The sequence below is a fragment of the Methylobacterium sp. Leaf94 genome (genome assembly GCF_001426045.1).
GTDB lineage: Bacteria > Pseudomonadota > Alphaproteobacteria > Rhizobiales > Beijerinckiaceae > Methylobacterium.
Window position 1 is genome coordinate 64,858 of sequence record NZ_LMRM01000009.1, and the last position, 12,685, is coordinate 77,542.

Consider the following 12,685-nt stretch of genomic DNA (forward strand, 5'->3'; position numbering starts at 1 on the left):
ATCTGTGGGCTTGTTCGCCTGGAGCGTCCGAAACGCTCAGGCGTCGCACCGTTGGGGTGCAGGCGTGGTCGCACCCGGAGATTCGGCTTCCGCAGAGCCGCTGCTCCGCTCCCTGGCCGGCCCCTTGGCCCGGCTGTAGTTGAGAATGGTGTTCACCAGCGTGACGTGGCTGAAAGCCTGCGGGAAGTTGCCCACGAGGCGCCGGGCCTTCACATCATACTCCTCCGCCACCAATCCGACATCGTTGCAGACGCCGATCAGCCTCTCGATCAGCGCACGCGCCTCGTCGCAGCGCCCGAGACCGATGAGGTTGTCGGCGTACCAGAACGAGCAGGGCAGGAACGCGCCCTCGTCGCCGGGCAGACCGTCGGTGGTCTGGTTCTCGGTGTCGTAGCGCAGCACGAAGCCGTCGCGCATCAGGGTGTGCCCGATGGCCTCCACGGTGCCGACCACCCGCGGGTCGTCCTGGGGCAGGAAGCCCATATGGGCGATGAGCAGCAGGCTCGCGTCGAGTCGCTTCGAACCGTAGGACTGCACGAAGCTGTTCAGCTCAGGGTCGAAGCCCTTGGCGCAGACCTCCGCGTGAATCTGCTCGCGGATCTCGCGCCAGCGCGCCACCGGCACGTCACGAGCCTCCTTGGGCCGGTGGCTCAAACCGGTGGTCCGAATCTCATCCTGCTCGCGGGTCTCGGCCTCCTCGAAGGAACGGATGGCCCGATCGAAGGCGACCCAGGCCATGACCTTCGAGTGAACGAAGTGCCGGCGTCCGCCGCGCACCTCCCAGATGCCCTCGTCGGGCGTACACCAGACCTTCTCGAGATGGCGCAGCAGCGCTTCGCCGACGCGCCAGCCGTCGGCATCGCCCTGGAGGCCGCGTTGGTGCGCCTGATAGAGCGCGTCGAAGATTTCGCCGTAGACGTCGAGCTGGAACTGCTCCACCGCCGCGTTGCCGATGCGCACGGGCTTCGAGTTCTCGTAGCCGGGCAGCCAATCGAGCTCGATCTCGGGCAGCATGCGCTCCCCGGCGATGCCGTAGAGGATGTGCGCCTGCTCCGGGTTCCCAGCCACGGCGCGCACCAGCCAGTCGCGCCAGGCGCGGGCCTCGTCGAGGTAGCCGCCATCCATCAGGGCGATCAGCGTGAAGGTGGAATCGCGCAGCCAGCAGAACCGGTAGTCCCAGTTGCGTACGCCGCCGAGATCCTCCGGCAGGGACGTGGTGGGCGCGGCCACTATGCCGCCGGTCGGCTGGTAGATCAGTGCCTTCAGGGTGAGCAGCGAGCGCTTCAGGATCGCGTCCCAGGGCGTGCCGGAAGCAGCGCGGCTGGACCAGTCGCGCCAGTAGCGATCGGTCTCGAACAGCACCTTGCGCGGCTGGATCGGCGCCGGGTCGTCCTCGTGGGATGCCCCGTAACTCAGGGTGAAGGCCACGCTCTGACCGGCTTCCACCGTGAATTCCGAGACGGTGGTCTGATCCTGGCCGAACGTCGGCACTAGGGTGCGCAGCACCACCTTGTGCGGTCCGGAGATCGCGCGGAGATCACCGAGTTCGTTGTGCGAGACCCAGGGCACCGCCAATCCGTAATCGAAGCGGACGCGAAGGCGCATCCGCATGGGCACGGTCCCCTCGAGCCCCTCGACGATCCTGACGAGATGCGCGCCATCGTTGGCCGGCATGTAGTCGGTCACCCGCACGACGCCGGCGGCGGTTTCGTGCCGGGTCTCCAGGACGAGGCTGCCCTCGCGATACTGGCGCGTCGTGGCGGCCGCATCCATAGGGCCGAGCTTCCAGTAGCCGTGATCCTCGGTGCCGAGCAGGGCGGCGAAGCAGGCGGCGGAATCGAAGCGGGGCCAACAGAGCCAGTCAACGCTGCCGTCGCGGGCGATCAGCGCAGCGGTACGGCCATCGCCGACGAGCGCGTAATCCTCGATCCGTCCGGCCATCCAGGTCCTCGTCCTCGCGACGTCGACCGTCACGGGGCCGCGCAGCATCGCTGAGCGTCCACGTAGTCTTCGAAGGCGGCAGGGTCCAGGGTCAGGGGCGCTTTTGCTGGCCCGCCAACGCTTCGAAAGCGTTCAGCGGAGGCGCCCGATCCAACCGGAGACGGCGGCACCGAGGGTTGCGGTCTCCGCGCCGAGGGCCGCGCTCTGGTCGCTCACGAAGGTACCGGCGGCGGCGGTCTTAGCGCCCATGAAGGCGCCGGCAGCGGCGCCCGCCTGGGTCACCGCGCGGATCGTCGGCGCGAACGGCAGGGCGAGGTCGGGCAAGGTCGCGTCAGGCAGGCCGATCCCGGGCAGCACGCCCTCGTCCCCCTCGGCGGCGGCATGCGAGACCTCGGCCTCGGCCGCGGAGGGCAGGGCCTTCTCTCGAACCTGCGGCGGTCTCGCTGGGGCCTGCGGTGCCCTCTCGGAAACCTGCGGCGCCTTGTCGGTGGTCGGCGCGACCTTGGCGGCTGCAAGGCGGGGATGCTCGAACCCGCGCGGAGCGGCGAGGCGGGCAGGCCGAGGCAGGGTCCTGTGGGCTTGGGCGGCGGGCTCGGCCTGGGCGACGATGACCAGTGGGAACTGGGACTGGAAGGCAAGAGGGGCCGGGATGAAGGGCGCCACCGCCGTCGCCTCCGGTGCGGCAGCCACCGCTGTCGCCGGAACTGAGGCCGGTGCCACAGGGGCCGGCTCGTGGCAGAGATAGGAGGCTGCCCCGAGGATCACCGCCATGGCCAGCGTCGGCAGGAGGGGCGGCGTCACGCCACGCGCGGAACCCGATTCGAACGCCGTCTGATCGGGGGGCGTGCAGCCTGACATCCGGGGCACCTCGCTGTGCGTTTCAGCAACCGGTCCGATCGCCAGCGCCATTAGCCGGGCCGTTTGCGGCGGAACCTGGGCTGTTTCCTCTCCAAACGGTAATGTTTCGCCGGGCATGCGGCTTGCCTTCCCGGTGATGACCCTCCTGTTCCCCGCCTTCCGAACGCCACGCCCGCGCCCACAGCGTCATGTGCCTTGTCATCCCCTCGACCGGCATGCGACCTGCCGGGACCGCCCCAACCCCGATTCGCGTCCCCGGACACCGATGACCGAGCCGACCCTGACCGTCGCCGTGATCGACCCGAGCCGTGCCCGCGCCGCGATCCTCGAGGAGGGCCTCATGGCGGCGGGCTTCACCCGCGTCGTGGTCCTGCCCGACACCGCCGACCTGCCGGCCCGGGTGGCGGCCCTGAACCCGGACGTGGTCGTGATCCACCTGGAGAGCCCGAGCCGGGACATCCTGGAGCAGATGTCGGGCCTGTCCCGACACGTGGAGCGGCCGGTGGCGATGTTCGTCGACCGCTCGGACGTGCCGATGATGCAGGCGGCGATGGATGCGGGCATTTCCGCCTACGTCGTCGACGGATTGCAGCCGCAGCGCATCCGCTCGATCCTCGACGTGGCGATCCTGCGCTTCAACGCCTTCGCGCGGCTGCAACGCGAATTGTCGGAGGCGCGGGGCGAGCTCGCCGACCGCAAGCTCATCGAGCGGGCCAAGGGTATCCTGATGACGGCCAAGGGCCTCTCGGAGGAGGAGGCCTACCGGACGATGCGGCGCAAGGCCATGAACGAGAAGCGGAAAATCGCCGACATCGCCCGCGCCATCGTGACCGCGGCGGATCTCCTGGGATGAGAGGCCTGCCCCGATGAGACTCGCTCTCGGATACGTGCCGCTCATCGACGCGGCGCCCCTGATCGCCGCCGTGGAGGGGGGCTTCACCGCCGCCGAAGGCCTGGCGGTGGACCTCGTCAGTGAGCCCTCCTGGGCGACGCTCCGGGACAAGCTGGCGCTCGGGCACCTCGACGGCGCGCACATGCTGGCGCCCCTCGCCCTCGCCAGCGCCCTCGGCATCAGCGGGCCGGAGACCGACCTGGTGGTGCCCCTCGGGCTCAGCCTCAACGGCAATGCGGTCACGGTCTCGCGCCCGCTCTGGGCCGAGATGGCGCCGGAAGCCGACGATCTCGACTCGATGGCACGCGCGTTTTCCCGTGTCGCACGCGTGCGGGTCACACAGGGTCGACCCCTGACGCTGGGCACCGTGCACCCCTTCTCGTGCCACACCTACCAGCTCCGGATGTTCGCGGCCCGCGGCGGGCTCGACCTCGACGCCGCGACCCGGCTGGTGGTGATCCCGCCGCCCTGGATCGCCCAGGCCCTGCGCTCCGGGCAGATCGACGGGTTCTGCGCCGGCAGCCCCTGGAACAGCGTGTCGGTGGCCGAGGGATACGGCCGCATCGTCGCCCTCGGCTGCGAACTGGCCCCGGACTGCCCGGAAAAGGTGCTGGCGCTGCCAGCCTATGCGGCGGAGACGAGTGCGGCCCTGGTCCGCGCGGTGCGTCGGGCCGGGCGCTGGTGCGCGGCGGCCGAGAACCGGGGCGAGCTGGCAAGCCTGCTCGCCCATCCGAGCCATCTCGGCATCGATCCGGGCCTCGTCCGCCGGGCCCTGGCCGGCACCGTGGTGGTCGATCCGGACGGGACCGAGCGGCCCGCGTCGCGCTTCGTCGTGTTCGGCGGCGCGGCCGAGCGGCCGGTTCCCGACCAGGCCGACTGGCTCCTCGACCAGATGGGACAGGCCGGTCAGATCACGCCCACGCCCGCCCTGTCCGCCCGTGCCCGGGCGATCTACCGGCCCGACCTGTACGCGGCCGCCGGCTGAGAGGCCGCTGCTGCGGGCATCGGCAGGGTGCCCGCGGATTGTGCAGCGCAGCGCGTGGCGCGCAGGCAGGCAGACCGGGCGGCCGATCTCGCGGTCCGGCCTGGTTTCTCGCATCCGCACGGGCTCCGAAACCGAAGGCGGCCGCTGAGACGTTTCTGACAAAGACCTTTGATCGGAACCGGTTGGAGCGCATCCGGGATGCCCGGCATCGCAATGGTCCGGCGGCCGCACCAGACTTGGCACGCCCCGTGCAAAGCGTCGGGGGCTCGCCAACGATGACGAGCCTTATCCGTCGGCAGAGCCGCTGACCCGAGTCCCCCACGGAACGCCGATCGTGCGTTCGATGGATGTGCTTGGTCGGCGGTTTTTTCTTTGGCGGATGTCCATGATTGCGAGGGTTTCGGGTTCGATGACTGACGGTGTCCGCAACAACCGCCGTGACCTCCTGAAGGGGGCCGCCGCGACGCTGTCCCTGGCGGCCCTCGCCCGCACGGCCCTGCCGGGGGGCGCCTTCGCGCAGGGGGCCGGCCCCGAGGTGAAGGGCGCCAAGCTCGGGTTCATCGCCCTCACCGACGCGAGCCCGCTCTTCGTGGCTAAGGAGAAGGGCTTCTTCGCCAAGCACGGCATGCCCGACGTCGAGGTGCTCAAGCAGGCGAGCTGGGGCACCACCCGCGACAACCTCGTCCTCGGCTCCGAAGGCAACGGCATCGACGGCGCCCACATCCTGACGCCGATGCCCTACCTGATCTCGGCCGGACGGGTGACGCAGAACAACGTGCCCGTGCCGATGCAGATCCTGGCCCGGCTCAACACCAACGGCCAGTGCATCTCGGTGGCCAAGGAATACCTCGACCAGAAGGTCGCCCTGGACGCCAAGGTGTTCAAGGCGGCGATCGAGAAGAAGAAAGCCTCCGGCAAGTCGGTCAAGGCGGCCATGACCTTCCCGGGCGGCACCCACGACCTCTGGATCCGCTACTGGATGGCCGCCGGCGGCATCGACCCGGACAAGGACATCGAGACCATCGTCGTGCCGCCGCCCCAGATGGTGGCGAACATGAAGGTCGGCACGATGGACTGCTTCTGCGTCGGCGAGCCGTGGAACGCCCAGTTGGTGCAGCAGGGCCTCGGCTACACCGCGCTCACCACCGGCGAGCTTTGGAAGGACCACCCCGAGAAGGCCTTCGCCATGCGGGCCTCCTTCACGGAGAAGTACCCGAACGCCACCAAGGCTTTGCTGATGGCGGTGCTGGAAGCGCAGGCCTGGTGCGACCGGCCCGAGAACAAGGACGAGGTCGCCGCCATCGCGGCCAAGCGCCAGTGGATGAACGTCCCGGTCTCGGACGTCGCCGGACGCATCAAGGGCACGATCGATTACGGCGACGGCCGCGTGGTCGAGAACAGCCCCTTCGTGATGAAGTTCTGGAACGACAACGCCTCGTATCCCTACCAGTCGCACGACCTCTGGTTCCTCACCGAGGACATCCGCTGGGGCAAGTTCGACGCGCAGACCGACACCAAGGCGCTGATCGCCAAGGTGAACCGCGAAGACCTGTGGCGCGAGGCGGCCAAGGCCCTCGGCGTCACCGCGATCCCGGCCTCCACCTCCCGCGGAAAGGAGACCTTCTTCGACGGCAAGGTCTTCGATCCGGCCGATCCCGCCGCCTACCTGTCCAGCCTCGGCATCAAGAGGATCGCGTGATGGCCAACACCACCACCCTCGCGGCCAGCGCCGCCGCCGCGCCGGCCAAGCCGAAGCGGGCGCCCCTCGTCACGATGGCCACCCTGAACACCATCGCCAAGAACCTGATCCCGCCGGTCGTGGTGCTGATCGCGTTCCTGGTGATCTGGGAGATGCTCTGCTCGCGCCCCGGCGCCGGCCTGCCGCCGCCGTCGCGCGTCGTCACCGAGGCCTGGGACATCATCGCCCACCCGTTCTACGACAACGGCGGTACCGACAAGGGTCTGTTCTGGCACATCTCCGCCAGCATCCAGCGCGTCGCCCTCGGCTTCGCCCTGGCCACCGTCGTGGGCATCCTCACCGGCACCCTGATCGGGCAGTCGGAATGGGCCATGCGCGGCCTCGACCCGATCTTCCAGGTCCTGCGCACGATCCCGCCGCTGGCCTGGCTCCCGCTGTCGCTCGCCGCGTTCCGGGACGGACAGCCCTCCGCGATCTTCGTGATCTTCATCACGTCGATCTGGCCGATCATCATCAACACGGCGGTGGGCATCCGGAACATCCCGCAGGACTACCGCAACGTGGCGGCGGTGCTGCGCCTGAACCCGCTGGAGTTCTTCGCCAAGATCATGCTGCCCTCGGCGGCCCCCTACATCTTCACTGGCCTGCGCATCGGCGTCGGCCTGTCCTGGCTCGCCATCGTGGCGGCCGAGATGCTCATCGGCGGCGTCGGCATCGGCTTCTTCATCTGGGACGCGTGGAACTCCTCCCACATCTCCGAGATCATCGTCGCCCTCGTCTATGTCGGGATCATCGGCTTCATCCTCGACCGCTTCGTCGCCTTCGTCGGCACCCTGGTCACCCGCGGCACCGCGACGGCCTGAGGAGGGATTCCCATGAGCTATCTCAGCATCGAGAACGTCGGCATCAGCTTCACCCGCGCGGGCCGCACCAACGAGGTCCTGCGCGACGTCAGCGTGAAGATCGACAAGGGCGAGTTCGTCTCGCTGATCGGGCATTCGGGCTGCGGCAAGTCGACGGTGCTCAACATCGTGGCCGGCCTGCTCAAGGCCTCCACCGGCGGCGTGCTCCTCGAAGGCAAGGAGGTGAACAGCCCCGGCCCGGACCGGGCCGTGGTGTTCCAGAACCACTCGCTCCTGCCCTGGCTCACCGTGCGCGAGAACGTGGCGCTCGCCGTCGACAAAGTCTTCAAGGGCAAGAAGTCGAAGGCCGAGCGCAACACCTGGATCGACCACAACCTGGCGCTCGTGAACATGACCCACGCCGCCGACCGGCGCCCGAGCGAGATCTCGGGCGGCATGAAGCAGCGCGTCGGCATCGCCCGCGCCCTCGCCATGGAGCCGAAGGTGCTGCTCCTCGACGAGCCCTTCGGGGCCCTGGACGCGCTCACCCGCGCCCATCTCCAGGACTCGCTGATGGACATCCATGCCCGGCTGAAGAACGCCGTGATCATGATCACCCACGACGTCGACGAGGCGGTGCTCCTCTCCGACCGCATCGTGATGATGACCAACGGCCCCTCGGCCACGGTGGGCGAGATCCTGACCGTCGACCTCGAGCGGCCGCGCCGCCGCCTCGATCTCGTGGAGGACGCGACCTACACCCACGCCCGCGCCGAGGTGCTGGAGTTCCTCTACGCGCGCCACGCCAAGCCCACCATCGCGGCCTGACGGACGGATCGCGAGCGATGCGGGAACGGCTGGTGGTGATCGGCAACGGCATGGCGTCGTTGCGCTTCCTGGAGCGCCTGACCGAGGGGGCGCCGGGCCTGTACGACGTCACCGTCGTCGGGGCGGAGCCGCAGGCGGCCTACAACCGCGTGCTGCTCTCCTCGCTGCTGGGCGGCGAGGTCGACGAGGCCGGTTGCGCCTTTCGGGGCCTCGCCTGGTACGCCGATCACGGCATCCGCCTGATCACCGGCGCGCCGGTGACCGCAGTCGACCGCGAGAACGGCCTCGTGATCGTCGGCGAGACCCACGTCCTGCCCTTCGACCGGCTCGTGCTCGCGGTGGGCTCCCTGCCGATCCGGCTGGCCAAGCCCGGCATGGACCTGCCCGGCGTGCTGACCTTCCGCGACCTCGCGGACGTGGCCGCCATCCGCCGGGCGGCGGTGGAGCACGCCCGGGCCATCGTGATCGGCGGCGGGCTCCTCGGCCTGGAGGCCGCCGTCGGCCTCGCGCGGCTCGGCGTCGACACCACGCTCCTGCACGTCATGGACCGGCTGATGGAGCGCCAGCTCGACCACGCCGCTGCCGGCCTGGTGAAGCGGGCCATGGAGGCGCGCGGCGTCAGGGTGCTCCTCAAGGCCGACACCGCGTCGGTCGAGGGGGAGGGCCGGGTCGAGCGCCTGATCCTGTCCGATGGCACCGTGCTGCCGGCCGACCTCGTGGTGATGTCGGTGGGCGTGCGGCCCAACGTGGCGCTGGCCCAGAATGCCGGGATCGCGACCGCGCGCGGCATCCTGGTGGACGATCGGATGCAGTCGTCGGATGCCCGCATCTCCGCGCTGGGGGAGTGCGCCGAGCACCGGGGCCAGGTCTATGGCCTCGTGGAGCCCGCCTACGAGCAGGCCGAGGCCCTGAGCCGCCACCTCATGGGCGAGGACGCGGCCTATCTCGGCACCGCCCTCTCCACCAGCCTCAAGGTCTCGGGCCTGCCCGTGTTCTCCGCCGGCCAGATCGAGGCGCCGGAGGGGGCCGAGACCGTGCTGATGTCGGATCCCGGCCTCGGCCTCTACCGCAAGCTCGTCGTCGCCGAGGACCGGCTGCTGGGCGCGGTCTTCGTCGGCGACATCGCCGAGCAGGGCTGGTGCAAGGAGCTGATCCGCACCGGCGCCTCGATCGCCGAGCACCGCGACGACCTCCTGTTCGGGCGCACCGCGCCCGCATCCCAACCCCTCGCAGCGTGAGGAGGCTACCCATGGCCGATGCATTCAACGCCGAGCAGAAGCGCTATCTCGAAGGCTTCGCCTCCGGGATCGCCGCCGCGCGGATGACCGGCGGCCTGGCGCTCGCGCCGGGCGCCGCCGCCCCGGCCGAGCCCACCGGCCCCGACGCGATTCACATCAAGGCGCAGGACGCCACGGTGAAGGCCGGCGGCAAGCTCTGCGAGCAGGAGAAGTGGAAGCGCGCCGAGAACCCCTTCGACGGCCACAACCGCCTCATCGCCGAGGCGCAGACGGGCAAGCCACCGAAGCCGGAGGACAACTTCCGCTGGCGCTATCACGGCCTGTTCTGGGTGGCCCCGGCCCAGAATTCCTACATGTGCCGGCTGCGCATCCCCAACGGCATCCTTCACCACTGGCAGTTCGCCGGCATCGCGGATCTGGCCGACGCGCATGGGGGCGGCTATGCCCACGTTACCACCCGGGCCAACCTGCAGGTCCGCGAGATCGCCCCCGAGCACGGCCAGCCCTTCCTCGACGGGCTGATCGACCTCGGGCTGACCGCCCGGGGCGCCGGCGCCGACAACATCCGCAACGTCACCGGCTCGCCGGTGGCCGGCATCGATGCGCAGGAACTCCTCGACACGCGGCCGCTCGCCAAGTCCTGGCACAACCACATCCTCAACGACCGCTCGCTGTTCGGCCTACCGCGCAAGTTCAACGTCGCCTTCGACGGCGGCGGCGTGATGCCGGTGCTGGAGGAGACCAACGACATCGGCTTCCAGGCGGTGCGGGTGGGGGAGGGCGCGAGCGTCGCGCCGGGCATCTGGATGCGCCTCGTACTGGGCGGCATATCGGGCCACCGGGACCTCGCCCGCGACACCGGCGTCGTGCTGCGGCCGGAGGATTGCAACAAGGTCGCCGACGCCATCCTACGCGTCTTCATCCAGAACGGCGACCGCACCAACCGCAACAAGAGCCGGATGAAGTACGTCCTCGACGCCTGGGGCTTCGACAAGTACCTCGCCGCCGTCGAGGCGGTGCTGGGGACCACGCTCGACCGGGTCGACCCGGCCCACATCGCCCCGCGCGGGCCCATGGACCGCTTCGCCCATGTGGGCGTGCACCGGCAGGTCCAGGACGGCCTGAACTGGGTCGGCGTGATCCTGCCCGTCGGCAAGATGACCACCGACCAGATGCGCGCCCTGGCGGCGATCGCGTCCGAGTGCGGCGACGGCGCCATCCGCATGACCGTCTGGCAGAATTTCCTGTTTTCCGGCGTGCCCGACGCCAGGGTGGCGGAGGTCCGCGCCCGCGTGGCGGCCCTCGGCCTCACCACCGAAGCGTCGAGCATCCGTGCCGGCCTCGTCGCCTGCACGGGCAACCGCGGCTGCAAGTTCGCCGCCTCCGACACCAAGGGCCACGCCCTCGTCATCGCCGACCACATCGAGGCGAACCTGACGGAGCTCGACGTTCCGGTGAACGTCCACCTCACCGGCTGCCACCACTCCTGCGCCCAGCACTACATCGGCGACATCGGGCTCATCGGCGCCAAGGTCGTGGTCTCGGAGGAGGGCGACACGGTCGAGGGCTACGACATCGTGGTCGGCGGCGGCTTCGGCGACAGCCCGAAGATCGGCACAGAGATCTGGAAGGCCGTGCGGGCCGAGGATTGCCCGGCCCGCATCGAGGCGCTGCTGCGCAGCTACCTCGCCCGGCGCATCGGCCCGGAGGAGAGCTTCCAGGCCTTCACCGCCCGCACCGGCCCCGAGTCGCTGCGCCACATCGCCGAAGAGCAACCCGTCCTGAAGGCTGCCGCATGAGCGAGCACGTCACGCCCCCCCTGGTCCTCATCCCCGAGACCGCCCCGTTCGACCCGGACCAGCGCGCCTGGCTCTCGGGCTACTTCGCCGCCCTGCTCGGCCCCGCGGTGGAGGGCGCCACGGCCCTCGCGCCCGGCGAAGCGCCCGGCGGCGCGCAACAACTCGCGGACAACGACGACGCGCCCTGGCACGATCCCTCGCTGCCGCTGCCCGAGCGGATGGCGATGGCGAAGGAACGGCCCGAGCCGCAGAAGCTGATGGCCGCCATGGCGCAGCAGGATTGCGGCCAGTGCGGCTACAACTGCGCCGACTACGCCAACGCGATCTTCCTCAAGAACGAGGAGCGCCTGAACCTGTGCCAGCCCGGCGGCAAGGACACGCTCCGGATGCTGAAGAAGCTCGAGGAGGAGTTCGGGGCCGGCGGCGGCGGCGCGCCGAAGACGTCCGAGGACGCCGCCCCCAAGGCCGCTCCCGCGCTCGGCCCCCTCGGCTACTGCCGGGAGAACCCCGTGGAGGCGACCTTCGTCTCGCGCACCCGGCTCAACGCGCCGGGGGGCGAGAAGGAGACCTGGCACGTCGAGATCGACCTCACCGGTACGCCGATCGACTACGTGGTCGGCGATTCCCTCGGTCTGTTCCCCGCCAACGCCCCGGCCCTGGTCGATGCGGTGATCGCCGAGCTCGGCGCCCGGCCCGAGCGCCGGATCGGGGCCAAGACCCTGCGCGACCGGCTGCTGACCGACTACGCCCTGGGCGGCGCGCCGGACGGGCTTTACCAGCTCCTCTCGCTGCTCACCGCGGGCGAGGCCCGCCGGAAGGCGCAGGCGCTGGCCGCCGGCGAGGACCCGGACGGCGACGCCGCCCATCTCGACGTGCTGGGCGCGCTGCACAAGTTCCCCGGCGCGCGCCCCGACGCGGAGGTGTTCCTGGAGGCGCTGGACGAGCTGCAGCCGCGGCTCTACTCGATTTCGTCCTCGCCGAAGGCCGATCCGGGCCGGGTCTCGCTCACCGTCGACGCGGTGCGCTACAGCCACCGCTCGCGCTTGCGCCTGGGCGTGGCCTCGACCCATCTCGGCGAGCGCATCCCCGAGGGCATGCGGGTCAAGGTCTACCTGCAGAAGGCGCACGGCTTCGCCCTGCCGGAGGATCTCTCGAAGGACGTCATCATGGTCGGGCCCGGCACCGGCATCGCGCCGTTCCGCGCGTTCCTGCGCGAGCGCGACGCGACGGCAGCGCCGGGGCGCAACTGGCTGTTCTACGGCCACCAGCGCCAAGCCTCCGACTTCTTCTACAAGGACGAGCTCAACGCCCTGAAGAACCGCAAGGTGCTCACCCGCCTGTCGCTGGCCTGGTCCCGCGACGGCGCCGAGAAGACCTACGTCCAGGACCGCATGCGCGAGACCGGCGCGGAGCTGTGGACGTGGCTCGAGGGCGGCGCGCATTTCTACGTCTGCGGCGACGCCAAGCGCATGGCCAAGGACGTGGAGCGGGCGATCATCGACGTCGCCGGCCAGTTCGGGGGCAAGAACCCCGACGAGGCCGTGGCCTACCTCGCCCACCTCAAGAAGACCGGCCGCTACCAGGCGGACGTGTACTGAGGCGC

The 12,685-nt window shown here is 70.1% G+C and carries 10 protein-coding genes; 8 read left to right on the plus strand and 2 right to left on the minus strand.

Annotated features, from left to right (window positions below):
• Positions 1-36: 36 nt before the first annotated feature.
• Together ASG63_RS07115 and ASG63_RS07120 are read right to left on the minus strand one after the other, a co-directional pair.
• A complete protein-coding gene (locus tag ASG63_RS07115) occupies positions 37-1,941 on the minus strand; it encodes a glycoside hydrolase family 15 protein (protein WP_056213624.1) in 1,905 nt (634 codons plus the stop codon).
• A 132-nt stretch (positions 1,942-2,073) separates the two neighbouring features.
• A complete protein-coding gene (locus tag ASG63_RS07120; protein WP_156394107.1) occupies positions 2,074-2,742 on the minus strand; it encodes a hypothetical protein in 669 nt (222 codons plus the stop codon).
• A gap of 322 nt (positions 2,743-3,064) precedes the next feature.
• Between ASG63_RS07120 and ASG63_RS07125 the strand changes: the two genes are divergently transcribed.
• From ASG63_RS07125 to ASG63_RS07160, 8 genes are all read left to right on the plus strand, one after another.
• Positions 3,065-3,652, plus strand: a complete 588-nt coding sequence (locus tag ASG63_RS07125; RefSeq protein WP_056213559.1) for an ANTAR domain-containing response regulator — start codon at positions 3,065-3,067, stop codon at positions 3,650-3,652.
• 13 nt (positions 3,653-3,665) lie between these two features.
• Positions 3,666-4,676, plus strand: a complete 1,011-nt coding sequence (locus ASG63_RS07130; protein ID WP_056213561.1) for a CmpA/NrtA family ABC transporter substrate-binding protein — start codon at positions 3,666-3,668, stop codon at positions 4,674-4,676.
• Positions 4,677-5,085: 409 nt separating this feature from the next.
• On the plus strand, positions 5,086-6,375 hold the full coding sequence (locus tag ASG63_RS07135) for a CmpA/NrtA family ABC transporter substrate-binding protein (RefSeq protein ID WP_056213563.1): 1,290 nt from the start codon (positions 5,086-5,088) through the stop codon (positions 6,373-6,375).
• Complete coding sequence (gene ntrB / locus ASG63_RS07140) at positions 6,375-7,238, plus strand: nitrate ABC transporter permease (RefSeq protein ID WP_056213565.1); 864 nt, start codon at positions 6,375-6,377, stop codon at positions 7,236-7,238. Before ASG63_RS07135 ends, ntrB begins: the two co-directional genes overlap by 1 nt.
• A 12-nt stretch (positions 7,239-7,250) precedes the next feature.
• Positions 7,251-8,045: an ABC transporter ATP-binding protein gene (locus tag ASG63_RS07145; RefSeq protein WP_056213566.1), complete on the plus strand. Its 795-nt coding sequence runs from the start codon at positions 7,251-7,253 to the stop codon at positions 8,043-8,045.
• 17 nt (positions 8,046-8,062) lie between these two features.
• A complete protein-coding gene (locus ASG63_RS07150) occupies positions 8,063-9,283 on the plus strand; it encodes an NAD(P)/FAD-dependent oxidoreductase (RefSeq protein ID WP_056213568.1) in 1,221 nt (406 codons plus the stop codon).
• 11 nt (positions 9,284-9,294) lie between these two features.
• Positions 9,295-11,082, plus strand: a complete 1,788-nt coding sequence (locus ASG63_RS07155; protein WP_056213570.1) for a NirA family protein — start codon at positions 9,295-9,297, stop codon at positions 11,080-11,082.
• Complete coding sequence (locus tag ASG63_RS07160; protein ID WP_056213573.1) at positions 11,079-12,680, plus strand: sulfite reductase subunit alpha; 1,602 nt, start codon at positions 11,079-11,081, stop codon at positions 12,678-12,680. Before ASG63_RS07155 ends, ASG63_RS07160 begins: the two co-directional genes overlap by 4 nt.
• The last annotated feature ends 5 nt before the right edge of the window (positions 12,681-12,685 follow it).